The organism is Cribrihabitans marinus, from assembly GCF_900109035.1.
GTDB lineage: Bacteria > Pseudomonadota > Alphaproteobacteria > Rhodobacterales > Rhodobacteraceae > Cribrihabitans > Cribrihabitans marinus.
Genome location: NZ_FNYD01000002.1, coordinates 482,190 through 501,121, shown reverse-complemented (window position 1 = coordinate 501,121; position 18,932 = coordinate 482,190). Strand labels below are relative to the sequence as shown.

Genomic DNA, 18,932 nt, shown 5'->3' with positions numbered 1-18,932 from the left:
TGATGAAGATGTCGCCCGCGCAGTTCTCGGCGCTGTTCGAAGGCCTCGACTGGCGGCTTGTCCGCCCCGAACGTGTGCGCCGGCCGGAACTGGCGGGGTAGCTGCGGCAGAGTGACTCGGCGATGATTTGTCGGTGGTGGTGATCCCGCCCGTGTGCTTGATCGCAGCCATGACCGACACCGCCCTAGCCGAAGAGAACGCGCTTTTGAAAGCCCGCCTCGCCGAGACCGAGGCGGCGCTCGTGGATGCGGTCGAGGCCCAGAAGCGGCTGGAGAGCATCGTCAGCGAGTTGCGGCGGGAGAGGTTCGGGCGGAGATCCGAAAAGCTCGATCCGGAGCAGTTCAATCTGCCGCTCGAAGATGTGGAGCTGGCGCAGGGCGTGCTGGACGCGGCGCAGGAGAAGGCGCGGCGCGCGCTCAAGGGACGAGGTGCTGCCGAGAGCGGCACGCCGAACCGCAACCGCGGCCATCTTCCGGAACACCTGCCCCGGATCGAACGGGTCATCGAACCCGAAACAACGCTCTGCCCCTGCGGTTGCGGCGAAATGGCCAGGATCGGCGAAGATGTCTCCGAACGGCTGGACGTGGTGCCTGCCCAGCTCCGTGTGCTGGTCACTCGGCGTCCCAGATATGCCTGCCGGCGCTGTTCCGGCGCGGTGGTTCAGGCCCATGCCCCGGAACATGTCGTGCCCGGCGGGCTGCCTACCGAGGCGCTGATCGCGCAGGTCATGGTGGCCAAGTTCGGCGACCACCTCCCGTTTTACCGCCAGGCCGAAATCTATACCCGGCAGGGGATCACGCTGGACCGGGCGACGCTCGGCAACTGGGTGGGACGCGCCTGTTTCCACCTGCGCCCCATCGCAGACCACCTGAAGGAGCGGCTGAAACGCGCAGACCGGGTGTTCATGGATGAAACCCGCGCGCCGGTGCTCGATCCCGGGCGGCGAAAAACGAAAACCGGCTACTTCTGGGCCATTGTCTCCGATGACCGGGGCCACGGCGGCGCCGACCCTCCCGTGGTGATGTTCCACTACGCGCCCGGCCGCGGCGCCGTGCATGCCCTCCGTTTCCTCGAGGGCTATCGCGGGCGGTTCGTGCAATGCGACGGCTATGAAGCCTATGACAAACTCACCAGGATCGACCGGCCCGAGGGCCCATGGACGCTCGTTCATTGCTGGACGCATGCGCGTCGGCGGTTCGTGAAACGGCTCGAAAAGGACGGCTCGCCGATTGCCGAGGCAGCCCTGCGCCAGATCGCAGAGCTCTATGCAATCGAGAAATCCGTGCGCGGCCTGCCCGCCGACGCCCGGCTTGCCGCCCGGCGCGAACTCTCCGCGCCGATCATTGCCGCCTTCCGCCCTTGGCTCGAGGCGCAACTGTCGCGCATTCCGCGTTCGTCAAAGCTGGCCGAGGACATCCGCTACACTCTGGCGCGTTGGCCAGGCCTGACGCGGTTCCTTGAAGACGGCCGTCTGGAGATGGACACCAACCCGGTCGAGAACCAGATCAGAAAGATAGCTCTGACCCGAAAAAACGCCCTCTTCGCCGGGCACGAGGTTGGCGCTGAGAACTGGGCATTGCTCGCCAGCCTGATTGCGAACTGCAAGATGTGCGACGTCGATCCGGTCAGTTACCTCTCCGACACGCTGCGCGCCTTGCTCGACGGTCATCCCAGAAGCCGCATCGACGATCTCATGCCCTGGAACTTTGCGGCCGCGTCAAGCCGCGCCGCGTAGGGGATCGCCGAGGCGCTTACGGTCGGCGCCGAGAACTGGGCGATGCTCGCCAGCCTCATCGCCAACTGAAAGATGAACGATATCGACCCGGTCAGCTATCTGACCAACACGTTGCGCGCCCTGCTCGGCGGCCACCCCAAGAGCCGTTTCGACGACCTCATGCCCTGGACATTCGCACCCGCGTCAAGCCTCGCCGCATAGGGCGCCGGCTGAGCGCTTACGTTACATCCTTGCCGCCAGGCGAATGACTTCCAGGCTGCTGTCGAAGTATTTGAACGGGTCGCGTTCAGACATAGTCGAAGGCTACGAGGCCGCCCTGCCCGCCTCAACCGGGTTCCTTCTGGCAAGGCCCACGCAACCATCCTGCCTGCCTCAGGCAAGCCTTCGCTGACCGAGCCCAGACATGGTCCGAACCGCCAAAGTCGCAAAGGCGAAAGCTGTCCAGACTCAATGTGTAGCGTCAAGTTTGGGAGGTCTATTCCCGCACGCGCCGCCAGCACAGAACACCAGATCACCCGGCCTCGAGATCATGATCGGTTGGTCTGACACCGGCACGATAGTGAAGAAGATGTCGATGCATGAGTTGGGGGATGTCTCATAGAGTGGATCGGTGTAGGGTTGGCGAACGCCTGAAACGTAGTAGGAAACCAGCTGGATGTCGTTGCCCTGCGCCGAAAGCCGGAACGGGTAGATCGGAGCATCAGCATCATCAGGCGGATACCGTTGCTGCGTTCTTGCAATCAACGCGCCATCGCCCACGTTGATGACCCACCGTCGATCCACGATAATCGGGAAGCTGTCCGCCGGGGTAGAAGAAACCACGCACATCAGCACCTTGATCGAACTGACATCAAACTGGCCTCTCCCAAAATTCGACCCATTCGGCATTGCGCCAACGTTGAAATGCAAATCCATTTCACTGCGCACGAGCCGCGGACGCGGATTGCCGTCGCCGTCCTTGGGCAGGAGTTCCCCGCCGCTAGCTGCGCATTTGGCGGCACCCTGGATGAAGGCGATCGTTTCTTCGGCTGCGAGTGCTTGCATTCCACCGTCATGCACCGCTGACGCGACAGCTTCCAGACCCTTCGGTGCTCGATTGTCTTCCACGTCCTCTGGGGGAAAGGCTTCGGTGACCACCTCGAGGAAGTCCTCGCTCCTGTAATTCAGTTCAAGTTCCAGAACCTCCTGTCCTAGGCTGTCGAAACTGAGCTGAGAGCGGCCTTCGTCTGCCTGGATAGTGTAAGAAACGAAACTCTCAACTTTTTCGAGACCATCGAGGCTGACTGCTAATCCATTCTCAAGGAAAGACAAATCGGACACGTCCTGGGCATTGACCGAAGTAAAAACACCAGTCGAAAAAAAGATCCCAATACCCAATGCAAAAATGTCTGCGCGGCGAGACATGCTGTCCCCCTTTCATATTAGAGTTCGGAGAATCAACTCGTACGCAATAGGAAAAATATGTCGATAGCTTACACCAGAATGTCGATTCTTGGTAGCCGCGGACTGGGAGCCCGTCGCGGCGCATCCTACAACCATATGAATTCGGGCGTTGTGGCCCTGATTCAACGGCAAGTGAAACCCATGTCACTTGTAAGAGCTCTTGGCCGCGATGAGAGCGGCTTCGACGGATTCCGTCAGGACGGACTGGTACCGTATTGATCTTGACAGCGGGTCCTCGCGAACGGCTTCGATCGTGGCAAGGCCAGTCTCGAAATCGCCGGCAGCGCGCCAGGCATCCGCAAGCAATGTGCGCGCGTACAGCGTCATTTGCGTTGACCCCGTTGCAAGATAGTCCTCGATCCCACGGGATAGTTCGGAAATCCCAGCTGACGGATCGCCCGAGCGGGCGATGGCCCAGCCGTGCAAGATCGCATTCCAAGCGCTCCAGTACTGGAATTTCCTCTTGTCGCTGATTTCCTGCGCCTTGGCGCATAGATCCATCACTGCTTCGACATCACCGGCAACCTGGTGCGTAGCGGCAAGAATACTGAGCGCATAGCAATGCGAGAAATCATGCGGTTCTTCGCCGACCGCTGCCAATAATCCTTCCAGTTCCGGGTGTTCACCAGATCGGCAAACCACCGCCCAAGCCTTCATTGCAATATCAACGGGGCGTATGTCGGCGGCGTAGAATGCAAAAATATCGTCCGGCGCGATGTATTCGCGTAGCCGGAGCGCTTCGTCGAAACAGCTAATGGCATCGTCGAATGAGGCTGACATGAACCGTGTCATGCCCATGCTGTGTGCGGAAATGGCTGCCATTGTCGGATCGCTTGTCAAGCCAGCAATTTCCTGCATTTCCCGGCAAATCTTGAGCCCGTTGTCGATCTCGCCAAGCATCAGCTGGGTGCCATATTGCACGACTTTTGCGAGAAACTTGTCTTGTACGCTGGCACTTGTCTTGTCGAGCAGTTGGTGTAGCCGATCGCGGTTCTCACGAATTTCTTGTGAGCCGAAAGCATGTGTGTTGAGAGCGACGTTCAAGAGGCGCCGTATCGCAAGTTCCTGGACATCCCTTGCCGCCACATCGCCGACCTTGGCGTTTTCCGCCAGCGCTGCGCGCAAATGGTTAATCGTCTCCTCCGTCGCGAACTGGCGCGCGGCATGTTCGGCCGCTTCCCGCCAAGCGTCGCGAGCATTTTCGGGCATGTTCGACAAGCTGTAGTGGTGCGCCAGTTGTTCCGGCATTCGCGCCGCTAAATCCGGGAAATCATTCACAATGGTCTCTGCGATGCGTTGATGCAGCTTGCGAGCACGACTCGGCAACATCAGTTCGTAGGCGGCTTCCTGGATCAGAGCATGCCGAAAGTGATAGCTCGTGCCGTCGCCTACAGGGCGGCGGGTCAGTATCTGCGCCTCTGTCAAGTGATCGAGCAGCCGCTTTATTGTTTCTGCAGATTTACCAGTTACTGCCGGGAGCATCGCGGGAATGATCGATCGACCAATAGCCGCACACACAGAAACGAAATCGTGCGGTGTGGCCAGATTGTCAATCCGGGCACGGAGCAGGTCCTTGAGCGTTTCCGGCAAGGCCAGTGCATTGCCAAACGTGGCTCTCGTGTGTGCTGCATCCAGGCGTTGATGAATCATCCGCGTCATCTCCTCGAGAAAAAGCGGAACGCCATCTGTTTTGGCAATTATCTGAGCTTCCAATTCCGGCGGGATGCTCTGTTGCTCGTTCATACTGTGGACAATCTGGCGCGAATGTCGGTCTTCGAGACGGGATATCGTCAGTGAAGTCACGCGTGCCAGCCCCTGCCAACGCGGTTGGTAGCTGGGGCGAAACGTGCAAATTATTAGGACAGGTGTATCTCTCAAAACTTCAATAAATAAGTCAATCAGATCTTCAGTTGATGGGTCAACCCAATGCAAATCCTCAAACAGAATTAGCAAAGGCTTTTTCGTAGCCAATTCGCGCAGGATGCCGACCATTACATCCTGAAACTGCTCTTTCAATTGCTCTGGCGGGACTTCCTGGTGCTCAGGTTCTGGTGACAACGGGATCGAAAGCAATCGTGCAAAAACGGGAAATGCGGTATCAGATTTATCTGTCCACGCGGACAACAAACGCCTTAGCTTTCTCAGTCGCTCATCGGTATCGTCCGTTCGAGTAATTCGAGCTGCGTGATTGACGGCCGCTATCACCGGGTGGAAGGCGCTTCCACCATGGTTCGGCAGGCATTGGAAACTCAGTTTTAGCCTGTCCTCACGCGGAATTCTCGCACTCAGCTCTTCGGCCAGCCTGGACTTTCCAATTCCCGCCTCGCCGCAAAGAGCTATGAATTGCGAACTATTGCGCAGGGTGCTGTGCCAACGGCTCTCCATCAAGAGCAATTCGCCTTCGCGTCCGACAATAGGTGTTGTCTTGCCCCTTCGTCTGGACTCAAAGCGCAACTCCGGTACGCTGGCATCGCGGACAGTCCATATGCGAACCGGGTCCGAGAATCCTTTGAATTCATAATCTCCATTCATTTCGCATTCGAAATTCGCCCCCAAGAGCGCTTTGGTATCGTCGCTTACGGCGACCGTGCCAGGTTGGGTTACCGCCTGAATACGGGATGCCAGATTGGGGGCCTCGCCAAGGGCAAGTGCGTTGTGGCCTTCGCGCAGGTCGATCACGATGTCTCCGGTCGCAATCCCAATACGGACTTTTATCGGTTCGCGGCCAGGCGCCGAGAGGTGGCTTATGACGGTGCATATCTCGAGGCCAGTCAAAACTGCACGTTCGGCATCATCCTCCTCGGCCGAGGGATACCCGAAATAGGCGATGACGCCGTCGCCTTGAAATTGGGCGAGATGCCCATGGTGTCGCCGCACGGCGTTTGAACAGATGGTTTGGTATTCGTGTACAAGATCCCGGTACGTCTCAATATCCAGCTCGTCAGAGAGCTGCGTGGAACCTACCAGGTCAACAAACATCAGGGTTAGATGGCGAATTTCGGGTTGTTTTGACGCTGGCCCCCCAAAACGAGACGCTTGCGCTACCTGAAGATCCGCTGACATCGTCTTGATGGCTGCTAAGAAACGACGACGTGGACCGATTGGTAGTCCAAGCTCCTTCAGGTCTTCCTCGGTCAGAAGCGGAAGATCTATGAAGCGGATATCATGCTCTTCGAGCGCGCGTCGGTACTCCACAAAACCATGAATCTCTAGCCACTCGTCGAGTCCGCCGCCCATTTCGAACCTCCGCTTGTCAGTATAGCGAAATGTGATCCGATTGGGAGTAGTGGTACGACTCCTGGCGCCGTGTCTGGCCGGTGCTGTAAAAATTGGGTTGTGTCAGCCGAATGCGAACCAGCCTCACGAAGGACAGGCTTGCTGTCCCTTAACCTACTGAACCGGGACTTCTCGGCAGCCCGGTCGAACCGCAAATGGGCGGGTGACATCAGCTATGTGTGGACGCAGGAAGGCTGGCTCTACCTTGCGGTCATCCTCGACCTGCACTCCCGGCGCGTGATCGGCTGGGCCGTCAGCAACCGGATGAAGCGCGACCTGGCGATCCGGGCGTTGAACATGGCCATTGCGTTGCGGCAACCATCGAAGGGTTGCATCCATCACACGGACCGCGGCAGCCAATACTGTTCTCACGACTACCAGAAGATCCTGCGCCAGCGCGGCTTCCAAGTGTCGATGAGCGGCACGGGAAACTGTTACGACAATGCGGCCGTTGAGATCTTCTTCAAGACGATCAAGGCCGAGTTGTTGTGGCAGCGGTCGTGGTCGACGCGCCGCGACGCCGGACTGGCCATCTTCGAATACATCAATGGCTTCTACAATCCACGCCGACGGCACTCAGCCCCAAGCTGGAAAAGCCCCTTGGCCTTCGAGGCGCAGGCCGTGTAAATGAGAACCGGGGGCGGCAAAAAGGCGTGACAGGTCCGGTGTTTGGCAGCACCCTCGCGCCGATTTTCGGTATTGGGCCACAAGTCCCCGGTTTACTACGAAAAGACTGCTGCCGAAGGGCTGGAATCTATAAGCCCGAAACCGTCCATCGAACCGGAAAAACGCCAACTTAAATTTGTCAACTCCGTTTCATGGCCCGGGTCTAGCCATTTTTCCAAAGAATAGTGCTTCGCCTTCAATATCCGTCAGCAAAGCGTATTGTCGTTTGCCATTGCCCTTTGCAGTGCTGATTGGCCTGTTCCCTGCATTCCTAGCCACCTGCCCCATTTTTGAGCAACGCGCACAAGTCGAATGTGGTATCCATCGTTTTCCTTGATGTGATCCGCTCGGCGTGGTCGTGTCGATGGACGTGAAAGGCTGCGACATGGAGAACACGCCGTATTTCGATGAGATGTGGGGCCACGATGCGCGGCTGCGCCAGCCCTACCGACAGTTCCACGACTGGTTCAGCGAAGAGGATCCGGCGCGGCTGCGGGCCAAGCAGCGCGAGGCGGAGGAGCTGTTCCGACTGACCGGCATCACCTTCAACGTCTACGGGCGGGCCGAGGCCGAAGAGCGGCTGATCCCCTTCGATATCATCCCGCGCATCATCTCGGGACCGGAATGGTCGCGGCTGTCGCGCGGCATCGAACAGCGCGTCCGCGCGATCAACGCATTTCTCTACGACATCTATCACCGGCAGGAAATCGTGCGGGCCGGCCGCATTCCCCAGGACATGATCAGCGGCAATGACGCCTTTCTGCCGCATATGATCGGCGTCGAGCCGCCGGGTGGCATCTACACCCACATCGTCGGCATCGACCTGGTGCGCACCGGCCCGGGCGATTTTTTCGTGCTAGAGGACAATGCGCGCACACCGTCGGGCGTCAGCTACATGCTGGAAAACCGCGAAACCATGCTGCAGATGTTTCCCGAGCTCTTTGCCCGCAACCGCGTGCGCCCGGTGCAGAACTATCCCACCGACCTGTGCCGTTCGCTGGCCGCCTGTGCCCCCGCCTGCGCCGGCGACAAGCCGGTCCTGGCGGTGCTGACGCCGGGCATCTACAACTCGGCCTATTTCGAACACGCCTTCCTGGCGGACCAGATGGGGGTCGAGCTGGTCGAGGGGCATGATCTGCGCGTGGTGGACGGGCGCGTCGCCATGCGCACCACCCGCGGCTATCAGCCGGTCGACGTGCTGTATCGCCGGGTGGACGACGAATTCCTCGACCCGCTGAACTTCAATCCCGACAGTCAGCTTGGCGTTCCGGGGATCATGGATGTCTATCGCGCGGGCAACATCACCATCGCCAACGCGCCCGGCACCGGCATCGCCGACGACAAGGCGATCTATGCCTACATGCCCGACATCGTCGAATTCTATACCGGCGAGCGCCCGCTGCTGCAGAACGTTCCGACCTGGCGCTGTTCCGATCCCGACGGCCTGGTCCATGTCCTGGACAATCTCGAAGATCTGGTGGTCAAGGAAGTGCACGGGTCGGGTGGCTACGGGATGCTGATCGGCCCGACCGCCACAAAGCGGGACATCGCCGCCTTCCGCAAGAAACTGAAGGCGCGGCCCGGCAATTACATCGCCCAACCCACACTCAGCCTGTCGACGGTTCCGATCTTTTCCCGGCAGGGGCTGGCGCCGCGGCATGTCGATCTGCGGCCCTACGTGCTGGTCAGCCCCGAGGGCATCAAGGTGACGCCGGGGGGCCTCACCCGTGTCGCGCTCAAGAAGGGGTCTCTGGTGGTCAATTCGTCCCAGGGCGGGGGCACCAAGGACACCTGGGTGCAAGAGGACTGACGGGTATGCTGGGCAAGACCGCCAACGGCCTGTTCTGGATGTATCGCTACTTCGAGCGGGCCGAGAACACCGCGCGCCTGATCGAGACCGGTCAGCGGATCGCATTGACCCGGCTTGACGCAGGCGACGATGAATGGGTCTCGGTCCTGCAATCGGCGGGCGCGCTGACCGACTTCGAGGCCGAGGCCGAGGGCAATCCGGTGACCAGAGACGAGGCGGTGGATTGGCTGCTGCGGTCCGGGGCCAACGCCTCGTCGGTCCTGTCCTGCATCGAGGCGGCCCGCCAGAACGCGCGGCTGGTGCGCACCGCGCTGACCGGCGAGGTCTGGGAGGCCACCAATGCCACCTACATGACCGCGCGCCGGATCCTGGCCAGGAAAGTGTCGGAACGCGACCTTCCCGAAACGCTCAGAACGATCCGCCAGCATGCCGCGCTGGTGCGCGGCATGACCCTTGGCACCATGATGCGGACCGAGATCTTCAATTTCGCCCGGATCGGGACGTTCCTGGAACGTGCCGACAGCACAGCCCGGATCCTGGACGTGAAATACTATGTGCTGCTGCCCTCGGCGGGGGCGGTCGGCACCTCGATTGACAACGTGCAATGGGAGACGATCCTGCGCTCGGTCTCGGCCCGTGGCGGGTTCCGGCTGGAATACGGTGCCGCCGGCGGGCCGCTGGAGATCGCCGAGTTCCTGATCCTCAACAAGCGGATGCCGCGCAGCCTGGCCTTCTGCGCCGAGACCGTGCGCGAGAACCTTCTGCACCTTCAGCAGGACATTCCCGACCCTCTGCCCTCGCTCGATCTGGTGGACGCGTTGCTGGCCGAGTGCCTGTCGCAGGACATCGGCGCGGTGTTCGATTTCGGCCTGCACGAATTCATCGAGACGGTCCTCGCCCACCTGGCGCGGATCGCCCGCCAGATCGAAATCGACTTCAGGTTCTACGAGTGACGGTGACATGCGACTGAAAATCCAGCACAGTACGCGCTACCGGTTCGAAACCCCGGTGAATTTCGGACTTCTGCAATTGCGCAAGACGCCGAAATCGTCGAACCAGCAGGCCGTCATCGGCTGGCAGACCCGGGTTGAAAACGGCCGCAAGGAGCTGAGTTTCGAGGACCACCACAACAATGCGACCGAGCTGATCAGCTTTGCCCCCGGCGCGACAGAGATGGACGTGATCAGCGAAGGCGAAGTCGAGCTGACCGATACCGCCGGGATCGTCGGCCCGCATCGCGGCCCGGCGCCGCTGTGGCTCTACCAAAAGGACACCCCCCTCACGCGCGCCGGTGCGGGCGCGCGCGCCCTGTTGCGGCGGATCGGCGCCGAGCCGACATTGGACGGGCTGCACGCGCTGGTGTCGGGGATCCGCGAGTCCATCGCCTACGAGATTGGCGTGTCGCATACTGGCTGGGACGCCGAAGATGCCATCGCAGCCGGACGCGGCGTCTGCCAGGATCACAGCCATGTGTTTCTGGTCTGCGCCCGCGAACTCGGCTTTCCCGCGCGCTATGTCTCGGGCTACCTGATGCTGGACGACCAGACCGCGCAGGACGCCATGCATGCCTGGGCCGAGGCGCATGTCGACGGGCTGGGTTGGGTCGGGTTCGACGTCTCGAACGGAATCTCGCCGGATTCGCGCTATGTCCGCGTCGCAACCGGGCTGGACTATGCCGACGCATCTCCGGTATCGGGAACCCGTGTCGGAGGCACCGGGGAGTCTCTCGAGGTCCGGATCGACGTAGCGCAGCAATAAGGACCGAGCGATGACCTATTGCGTGGGGATGGTTCTGGACAAGGGCCTGGTCTTCATGTCCGACACAAGGACAAATGCCGGGTTGGACAATATCTCGACCTTCCGCAAGATGACGGTCTGGGAGGCGCCCGGCGAGCGGGTGATCACCCTGATGTCGGCCGGCAACCTCGCCACCACGCAAGCGGTGGTGAGCCTGCTGGACGAACGCAGCAAATCGCCGAGCGAGCGGGTGCCCACGGTTCTGGCCTCGCCGTCGATGTTCCAGGTCGCCCGCACGATCGCCGAGACGATGCGTGAGGTGATCGAACAGCACGGCGATGAGGGTCAGAGGTCGGACAGCCCGTTCGGCGCGACCCTGATCGTCGGCGGACAGATCGCCGGCAGCCCGCCGCGTCTGTTCATGATCTATCCCGAAGGCAACTTCATCGAGGCCGGAGAGGACACCCCGTTCTTTCAGATCGGCGAGATGAAATACGGCCGGCCGATCCTGGTGCGGGCCTATGATCCGGCGATGGCTTTCGAAGACGCGATCAAACTGCTGCTGGTCAGCTTCGATTCCACGCTCAAGGCCAATCTGACCGTCGGTGCGCCCTTCGATTACCACTGCTACGAGGCTGACAGCCTCCGGATAGGGCCGCATGGGCGGATCGGGATGGAGGACCGGTATTTCCAGTCTGTCTCCAAGGACTGGGGCGATGCGCTGAAGGACGCGCTGGACAGCCTGCCCGCGTTCAGTTTTCCAAAGAAGGGAAGCTAGGCGGCGTTCCGGAGCAACCGGATTGTGTGTACTTGCCCGTTCGTCGCTGTAGGTGCGCGCAACAAGTCCAATCAGACCCCTCGTTCACCTCCGCGCCCGGCAACCCGACGGCTCGGCCTCCAAACGCGTAATCGGCTTGGACCCGAGACAATCTATACAATAACAATTATACGGTAACGGTCGGTGAGGAATACCGCGAAGCCACGCCTTTGCGCTCCGCTTGACGCCGTTGGATCCGCCTGCCCCTTGGAGAACCGACATAATGGTAAACCGCGTTGTCTCGTTTCTTCGTCACGAGATCAGGCAGATGCTTGCCCCGACCCTTTTCTTCTTCGTCTGCTTCAATCTCATCGTCCTGACCGTTGCCCTCCTGTCGGACGATCATGAACTCAGCGCGGTCTCGCATATTTCAGCAACCATCGGGGCGCTGCTGGTCGGAAAGGCGTTTCTTCTGGCTGACAGGCTTCCTTTCACCAATCGGTTCATCGGACATCCACTCATCTACGGTGCGCTCTGGTCGGCACTGATATACTTCGCAATGACCATCGTTCTTCATCTGGCTGAACGGCTGCTCTCGGCGGCAACTGGAAGCCGCGGGTTCCTTTTCACTGCAAAGGCGGATGTCGCGACGATCGATTGGCCGATGTTTCTGGTGGTCCAACTATGGCTCGCCCTTCTTCTGGTCGTCTTCGCCATTTCCAGGGCCGCCACTAATGCAATCGGCCCACGGAACATCCGACGTATTTTCCTTTCAAAACCCGGTACTGATGACCGCTAAGGGCGTCCGCGCATAGCATGAATAGATGTAGTCACGCAGGAAGCCGACAGCAAACACGCCACCAACAGAAGAATGGGGCGAACTGACCTGAAGCCTGAGTTGAGACGCGATAGTGACGATAATTGCCACGGTCATGGCGATGCAGAAGGCGAACGATGGTGGTGTAAAAAATTTGATCCAGTCTCTACAAGGACAGGATGGCTGTCCCTTATTCAATGCAAAGGCCGCGCCACCCGGCCAGAGCAGCGGCGCGGTTCAGCTTGAAGTTGGACGACTGATGAGGCTGCGCTCCAAATTGAAGTGGTGGAAGATCGAGGCGTGGACGGCGGCGAATTTCTGCAAGCTTCACATGCGCCTGAAACGCAGCATCGCCCGTTCCCGTCGTCGGAACGGCAGGTGCAAGGTCTCAACCCGATCGTTCATCCATCGGCCTGCTTCCTGGCGATGGGCGGCACCGATTTCGCGCAGGGCCGCCCCGCAGGACCGGAGCCTGTCAGTCACATTCAATTCGGGCTGACGGTGCTGACGCACTGCTTTCTTAAAGACTTTCAACGCCGCCTTCTTATCCCGGGTCTTGGTTGCAAAGCTCTCCATAACCTCGCCCTCGTGATCAACGGCCCGCCACAGATATGGGATTCCCACGCCAGCACCGCACGAAGCTGCACTCGACCAACCCGATCGAGCGCCTGAACAAGGAGGTGAAGCGCCGCGCGGACGTGGTGGGGATCTTCCCGAACGAGGCCTCCATCACCCGCCTGATCGGCGCGGTGCTGTTCAAGCAGAACGACGAGTGGCAGACGCCAAGCCGCTACATGATGGTCGAGGCCTTCGCGGAAATCGACGCAGAGGAGACCGACCCCTTTATCAGCATCAAACCCAGGCCGCCTGATCATGCCCTCAGGACACCCGAAAAAATACACCACCTTGGCGGACGTGACCGTCAGAAATAGACCGAACAGAAGCGGCGGCAAGCCTCAAGAAGGCGCTGCGGACCTTGGAGACAAGCGTTCCGGACAACTCCTCACAAGCGGAGAACGCTCTTATCAAGCCCAGATCACAGTGGGAGCGATTATAGTGATATTCACAGGTGTCCTGATTCAACAAATAGATTGCCAATCTACATCGGCTCGGGACGACGTCCCGAGCCGACCAACCGGCGGAAGTTCTCACGTGCGTTGGTCCAGAATCCCAGGAGGAGCCACTGCGATTGGCACTGTCCAGGACGAGGGCAGCAATAATCGAATTCAAAGCCCCGTCGATGGTTCGAAGTCAAGAAGCTCGAAGGTCATCTTGCCGTCGGCATTGAACTTCTGGACAGTATCGCCCGTGCGCACAGCGCTCAGGCAACGATAGCGGCCCTTGTCGGCGGCCATCGAGACACAAACCTGGTCGGTGTCGGTGATGGCATAGGCCCCCGTCCCGCTCCAACCGCCATTGGTCAGTTCTCCTTTCAGGATATTGGCCGGGTCATAGAAGAACCTGAACATCTTCTCACCCGATTTGGCCGTGACGATATTGCCGATCAAAAGCTCCGCGATCTCGTCAGACTTGAGCCTCTCTCCACCGCTCTTCAGCGCAGCCTCCAATTCGGTTTCCGCCATGGCGGCGCTTCCTGCCAGGGAAATGGCCACAGCAGCAGCGGCGGCGCGTGTAAATTGTGTCATGTCAGCCTCCTCGCTTTGACAGTTTGCATGTTGGAGCACTTGCCCCGGACACCACGAATAGGTCGGCTGCCGACGCCAAGCTTGATCGGAAAATGACTTTCCCTGACATTTAGATAATAATCAGGATCGCTCGTTGAACCGCGAGATCGTCCGGCCATAGGTTGCCTTATGTACAAATTCTTCGAATTCCAGCTTGATTCTGCGCGAGGTCTGACCCGCCGTGGCGATCCGGTGCCTCTGGAACCGCAGGCGCTTCAATTGCTTGAATTCCTCGTCCGCCGCCGGGAAGGGATTGTAAGCAAGGAGGACATCATCGAGGAAATCTGGAACGGGAATGCGATCACTGACGCGGCATTGAACACGCGTATCCGGTCTGTTCGGAAAGCCCTGGACGATACTGCAACTGCGTCCCGCTTCATCAAGACCTTTCCAAAACGGGGGTTTCAGTTCGTCGCGCCGGTTTCGACGGTCGAGCCGTTGGAACAGGCGAAACCAAAGCCCTCAAGGCGCTGGGCAGTTGCCGCGTTTCTGGCCGCGACAGGAATTCTTTCGGTCTGGCTGCTGCTTTCCGGTGATGGTCCTGACGGCCTGGACACCAACAAGCCTTCGATTGCTGTGACGCGATTTGATGACCTGAGCGAGGACGCTTCGGCGCGTTACTTCGCCGACGGATTGACCGATGACCTGACCACCCATCTGTCGCGCAACCGCGAGCTCTTCGTGGTCTCCAGCGCGACGGTGTTTTCCTACGTGGAAGAAACGGCAACACCCCTCGAAATTGCCCGCGACCTGGGCGTCGGATATGTCGTTCGCGGAAGCATTCGTCGTGCCGGCAACAAGGTTCGGGTCAGTGGCGAGCTTGTGGAAGTCATAGCCAACGAAACGATATGGGCAGAAGCCTTCGAGCGGGAATTGATCGACATTTTTGAAGTCCAGGACGAAATCAGCCAGGCAATCGCCGGTCGACTGCTTCCGGAAATCTATCAGGCGGATGTCTCGGACGTGCTTGGAAAGCCAACCGACGATCTTGACGCCTGGGACCTTTATCTTCGGGGGCGCGCCCGGCAGACGGTATTTTCCAAGGAGGCTCAGATCGACGCGATCGAGTTTGCGGAAAAGGCGATTGCACGGGACCCGGATTTTGCGGCGGCATACAGTCTGAAGGCCCGCACTCTAGGTACAATTTTCTTCTTTCAGTGGAGCGACACACCTCAAGAAACGCTAGTGGCCGCGACCGAAGCCGCCAGGCGCGCGATTTCGTTGGATGATAGGGACGCGCAGGCCCACGCTGCACTCGGGTATATCTATCGTTTCACTGGTGACGCCGAGCCAGCCATTGCGAACCTCGAACGCGCGGTGATGCTAAACCCCAACGACGCACGCATTAGGCTCGAACTTGCGCACACCTACGACTGGTTCCGCATGCAGGAAGATGCGCTTCCGCAAATCGACATGGCGTTAAGGCTCAGTCCCCGTGACCCGATGCTTCAAAACATGTATTTCTACAAGGGCCACATCCTGTTTCACCTTGGTCGGCATGAAGAAGCCCTGGAGGCGGCACGACAACTCGGCACGGTGGCCACCAGCAAAACCTGGCAAACATTTCACCATCTCTTGCGCGCAGCTAACCTGATCGAGTTGGAACGCGCGGAAGAGGCGAAATCAGCCGTCGAGGCTGCGCTGGACCTAAATCCGAACCTCTCGATTACGGCCATGCAGCGGCAGTTCGCCGGATCGAAAAACCATCCTAAGAACCGAAGACTCTGGCTGTCTAGCCTCAGAAATGCAGGGATTCCGAATTAAGCGCAAAGCACGCGCACTCCTGGATTGGCGCGCTACATCAGCAACAAGCGCCTTTGCCGCGAGAGCGGCTTAGTCCACGAGTCCAAAAGTCACGAATGCTGCGAAGAAAGGACTTGTCCGCTTTGGTCGAAATCCCCTTCGCGTTATCGTCCACCAAACTTTGCAAAATCGGTATTCAAGCGATTAATCGAAAATGCATCAATAGGATTTACCATTGCAGCAGGCCCATTTTTTGAGCTTCGAATCCCTTTGCGCTGGGGAACAGCGTGTGCATCTTCGCAATTGTTTCTGTTTCGCTCGCCAGCATGGGTTGAACTTTCTGCCACCAAGTCTTGAAGACCGACGTCTCCTCATGTGCCTGAACAGCGGCTTCATCTCGGAACACGTTGTAAAAATAGAACCGGTTCGGGTCGACGGCATCAACCATGATCTGAAAATGGAAAACTTCGCGCTCTTCACTGATGAAGCTCTGCGCTGCAAAAATGCTTGCATCCAGGAAGGCTTGCCGGTGTTCGGACCGGACATCGATGGCGAAAAAGGTGCCGAGCATCGCGTCTGCCATTTCAAATCTCCACGTCTTGTGCCCTGCCCGCTCCGGGGATGCGCAGCGCCCTTGCACGTGCGATAACCGGGTGTTGCGTCGCCCGATCCTATCCGGTTTTCCGGTCCGCGTCAGCCTCGCGCCAGCCCAATGTTCCGGACAGATCGCGCGCCATCGTTCGGAGCGTCTCGCCGATCAGCTTACGCCGCGCATGCGTCAAGACGCGTGCAGACGCCGTGACGCCGATCGACAGCGTGGCGCCGGGTCCGTTGACGCCCAGGGTGGTCGCGACGGAACAGATGCCGCGTTCAAGCTCCTCGATGCATTCGGCGTATCCTTGCGCCCGGATCACCTCGAACTCCGACTCGAGATCCCGAAGGGAGGTGATCGTGTTGTCTGTATACCTGCGAAGCTCCCCCGTCAGCGCGCTGCGCGACAGAAGCTCCGGAGAGTACGCGGCTATGACCTTGGAGCAAGAGCAGGCATGCAGCGGCCGCTTGCCGACGCCGGGATGCAGGTAGGACACACCGTTGTCCGGCGTAGCCACATGGATGATTTCAACGCGCCCCGCCCGGAGACGCGACAGAAAGAACGCCGCCCCGTGATTGGTGGCGGCGCGGGCCAGGGCCGGCGCGATCACGTCCAGCAGACCGGAATCCGAAAGACCGCCATGGGTGATTTGCTTCAGGCGCGAGCCTACCGAGAACTGCCCGCGCGCGAGCGGCTCCAGCAGTCCGACCGAAACGAGATCCTGCACCAGTCTGTAAGCCGTGGGTTTCGGCAGGTCCGCATGTGTGCAGATCTCCGACACCGTGACCGCGCCTTTCTGCCCCACGATTTCGAGAATGCTGGTGAGCCGTTCCAGATGCATGTTTTTGCCTTGTGAGAATCTTTTTATCGAATTACGAGAATCGTGGGCTTATCGCAAGGGAGGATGTGATGATGGACGGCACATGTTGCGGGCCGGGCTATGCCAGCCCGGCGGAGGCGATCAAGGCCCCGCGCGAAAAGCTGCTCTACACGATCGCGATCTACACCGGGACGGGTATTCAGAAGCCCGACTACCTGGCGACGGTGGATGCGGACCCCGACAGCCCGACCTATTCCCAAGTCATCCACAGGCTGGAAATGCCCGGCATCGGCGACGAGTTGCACCACATGGGCTGGAACGCCTGTTCCTCCTGCCACGACGATGCGGGCATGTCGCGCAAGTACCTGCTTGTGCCGGGGGTGCGGTCAAACAACATCCACATCATCGACACAGCGACCGACCCGCACGCGCCGCGCCTGCACAAGATCATCGACGGGGCCGAAATCAAGTCCAGGACCAATCTCAGCGGGCCGCACACGGTGCATTGCCTCGGCTCCGAAATCATCATCTCCTTTCTTGGCGACGCGCAGGGCGAGGCGCCCGGCGGCTATCTGCATCTCAACAAGGAGTTCGAGATCGTCGGGCGCTGGGAGAACTCGATGGGCGACATCCCCTTTGGCTATGATTTCTGGTACCAGCCTCGCCACAACGTGATGGTCTCGTCCGAATGGGCGGCCCCCAACACGTTCATGCCGGGCTTCGACCTCGAAGAGGTCGGTCACCTGAAATACGGCCGCCGCCTACACATCTGGGATTTCGAGAAGCGCGAACCGGTCGAGAGCATGTATCTGGGCGAGGACGGGCTGATCCCGCTGGAGGTGAAATTCCTGCATAATCCCGACAGCACGCACGGGTTCTGCGGTGCCGCGCTCAGCACCAACGTGATTCACTTCTGGAAGTCCGGCGCGGGCAAGTGGGAGTGGGAAAAGGTGATCGACGTGGAAAACGAGCCGCATCCCGAATGGCCCATTCCCGTGCCAGGTGTCATGTCGGCGATCCTCGTGTCGATGGACGACAGGTACCTCTATCTGAACAACTGGCTGCACGGTGACATGCGCCAGTACGATATCAGCGATCCGCACAACCCCAAACTGACCGGGCAGGTCTTCATGGGCGGGCTTCTCGGCAAGGCGCCAGAGGTAAACGGCGTCAAGATTGCAGGCGGTCCGCAGATGTTCCAGCTGTCGCTGGACGGCAAGCGCCTTTACGTCACGACCTCGCTGTTTTCCACCTGGGACAACCAGTTCTACCCCGAGATCCGCACACAGGGCGGCGTGATGGTCCTGATCGACTGTGACGTGGAAAACGGCGGCATGAAGATCAACGAGAATTTCATCGTGGACTTCGGCAAGGAACCCAACGGCCCCAGCCGTTGCCATGAAACCCGTTATCCCGGCGGCGACTGCACGAGCGATATCTGGCTGTGAGCGAAACGCGCACCATAACTATCGCCAACCGCGATGGCGCGACCTACAGCGTTGACGCTCGGCGTCCGCTGTTGGAGAGCTTGCGCGAACAAGGTGTCGATCTACCCTACGGCTGCAAGTATGGCGGCTGCATCACTTGTGCGGCGAAACTGACCGCGGGCCAGGTCGACCAACGCCGCCAGGTCGCGCTGAACAACCGGCAGATCAGTCAGGGTTATGTCCTGTTGTGCGTCGCGCGTGCCGTGACGGACTGCACGCTGGAGATCGGCGTCGAAAGCCACGACAGGCTTTATCGCAATCCCTTCCTCGACCCGCTGGCGCCGCATGAGTTGAAGGCGGACATCGCGACGCCGCAGCCCTCACGCGGCGCGGCGGCAGAGCAAGCAGAAAAGGAGGTCTGAGC

At 59.7% G+C, this 18,932-nt stretch carries 15 protein-coding genes and 3 pseudogenes; 12 read left to right on the top strand and 6 right to left on the bottom strand.

Features of this window, described 5'->3' with window-relative positions; genetic code table 11:
* The first annotated feature begins 169 nt into the window (after positions 1-169).
* The gene (gene tnpC, locus BMX57_RS04905) at positions 170-1,735 is read left to right on the top strand and encodes an IS66 family transposase (RefSeq protein WP_092363119.1); all 1,566 of its coding nucleotides are present in this window, start codon (positions 170-172) and stop codon (positions 1,733-1,735) included.
* Between the two features lie 72 nt (positions 1,736-1,807).
* Positions 1,808-1,936 carry a transposase domain-containing protein gene (locus tag BMX57_RS04900; RefSeq protein ID WP_092363038.1) on the top strand — a complete coding sequence of 43 codons (129 nt, stop codon included), beginning with the start codon at positions 1,808-1,810 and terminating at the stop codon, positions 1,934-1,936.
* Positions 1,937-2,182: 246 nt separating this feature from the next.
* Here BMX57_RS04900 and BMX57_RS04895 read toward each other — a convergent pair whose 3' ends face one another.
* Both BMX57_RS04895 and BMX57_RS04890 read right to left on the bottom strand, forming a co-directional pair.
* Entirely contained in the window at positions 2,183-3,139 is a 957-nt protein-coding gene (locus tag BMX57_RS04895) for a hypothetical protein (protein ID WP_092363036.1), read from the bottom strand.
* A 183-nt stretch (positions 3,140-3,322) separates the two neighbouring features.
* Complete coding sequence (locus tag BMX57_RS04890) at positions 3,323-6,415, bottom strand: adenylate/guanylate cyclase domain-containing protein (RefSeq protein WP_092363034.1); 3,093 nt, start codon at positions 6,413-6,415, stop codon at positions 3,323-3,325.
* A gap of 147 nt (positions 6,416-6,562) precedes the next feature.
* On the opposite strand from BMX57_RS04890, the pseudogene BMX57_RS04885 reads away from it, so the two are divergent.
* The 6 genes and pseudogenes from BMX57_RS04885 to BMX57_RS04860 all read left to right on the top strand — a co-directional run.
* Positions 6,563-7,081: pseudogene (locus BMX57_RS04885) on the top strand (IS3 family transposase); the annotation flags it as partial.
* Positions 7,082-7,505: 424 nt separating this feature from the next.
* Positions 7,506-8,930, top strand: a complete 1,425-nt coding sequence (locus BMX57_RS04880) for a circularly permuted type 2 ATP-grasp protein (RefSeq protein ID WP_092363032.1) — start codon at positions 7,506-7,508, stop codon at positions 8,928-8,930.
* Positions 8,931-8,935: 5 nt separating this feature from the next.
* On the top strand, positions 8,936-9,883 hold the full coding sequence (locus BMX57_RS04875) for an alpha-E domain-containing protein (RefSeq protein ID WP_092363030.1): 948 nt from the start codon (positions 8,936-8,938) through the stop codon (positions 9,881-9,883).
* Between the two features lie 7 nt (positions 9,884-9,890).
* Positions 9,891-10,688, top strand: a complete 798-nt coding sequence (locus BMX57_RS04870; RefSeq protein ID WP_092363028.1) for a transglutaminase family protein — start codon at positions 9,891-9,893, stop codon at positions 10,686-10,688.
* A 10-nt stretch (positions 10,689-10,698) separates the two neighbouring features.
* Positions 10,699-11,445 (top strand): proteasome-type protease, encoded by a 747-nt coding sequence (locus BMX57_RS04865; RefSeq protein WP_177175383.1) that lies wholly within the window; start codon positions 10,699-10,701, stop codon positions 11,443-11,445.
* A gap of 307 nt (positions 11,446-11,752) precedes the next feature.
* Positions 11,753-12,223 carry a hypothetical protein gene (locus BMX57_RS04860; protein ID WP_177175382.1) on the top strand — a complete coding sequence of 157 codons (471 nt, stop codon included), beginning with the start codon at positions 11,753-11,755 and terminating at the stop codon, positions 12,221-12,223.
* 208 nt (positions 12,224-12,431) lie between these two features.
* Here BMX57_RS04860 and BMX57_RS20855 read toward each other — a convergent pair.
* Positions 12,432-12,853: pseudogene (locus BMX57_RS20855) on the bottom strand (DDE-type integrase/transposase/recombinase); the annotation flags it as partial.
* A gap of 2 nt (positions 12,854-12,855) precedes the next feature.
* Between BMX57_RS20855 and BMX57_RS20850 the strand changes: the two are divergent.
* A pseudogene (locus BMX57_RS20850) lies at positions 12,856-13,083 on the top strand (transposase); the annotation flags it as partial.
* A 384-nt stretch (positions 13,084-13,467) separates the two neighbouring features.
* Here the strand turns inward: BMX57_RS20850 and BMX57_RS04840 are convergent.
* On the bottom strand, positions 13,468-13,887 hold the full coding sequence (locus BMX57_RS04840) for a hypothetical protein (protein WP_143057879.1): 420 nt from the start codon (positions 13,885-13,887) through the stop codon (positions 13,468-13,470).
* A 168-nt stretch (positions 13,888-14,055) separates the two neighbouring features.
* On the opposite strand from BMX57_RS04840, the gene BMX57_RS04835 reads away from it, so the two are divergent.
* On the top strand, positions 14,056-15,690 hold the full coding sequence (locus BMX57_RS04835; protein WP_092363019.1) for a winged helix-turn-helix domain-containing tetratricopeptide repeat protein: 1,635 nt from the start codon (positions 14,056-14,058) through the stop codon (positions 15,688-15,690).
* Positions 15,691-15,898: 208 nt separating this feature from the next.
* On the opposite strand, the gene BMX57_RS04830 is transcribed toward BMX57_RS04835, so the two are convergent.
* On the bottom strand, positions 15,899-16,252 hold the full coding sequence (locus BMX57_RS04830; protein WP_092363017.1) for a putative quinol monooxygenase: 354 nt from the start codon (positions 16,250-16,252) through the stop codon (positions 15,899-15,901).
* 88 nt (positions 16,253-16,340) lie between these two features.
* The gene (locus BMX57_RS04825; protein ID WP_092363016.1) at positions 16,341-17,102 is read right to left on the bottom strand and encodes an IclR family transcriptional regulator; all 762 of its coding nucleotides are present in this window, start codon (positions 17,100-17,102) and stop codon (positions 16,341-16,343) included.
* Positions 17,103-17,170: 68 nt separating this feature from the next.
* On the opposite strand from BMX57_RS04825, the gene BMX57_RS04820 reads away from it, so the two are divergent.
* Positions 17,171-18,529 (top strand): selenium-binding family protein, encoded by a 1,359-nt coding sequence (locus BMX57_RS04820; RefSeq protein ID WP_092363014.1) that lies wholly within the window; start codon positions 17,171-17,173, stop codon positions 18,527-18,529.
* Positions 18,526-18,930: a 2Fe-2S iron-sulfur cluster-binding protein gene (locus tag BMX57_RS04815; RefSeq protein WP_092363013.1), complete on the top strand. Its 405-nt coding sequence runs from the start codon at positions 18,526-18,528 to the stop codon at positions 18,928-18,930. Before BMX57_RS04820 ends, BMX57_RS04815 begins: the two co-directional genes overlap by 4 nt.
* The last annotated feature ends 2 nt before the right edge of the window (positions 18,931-18,932 follow it).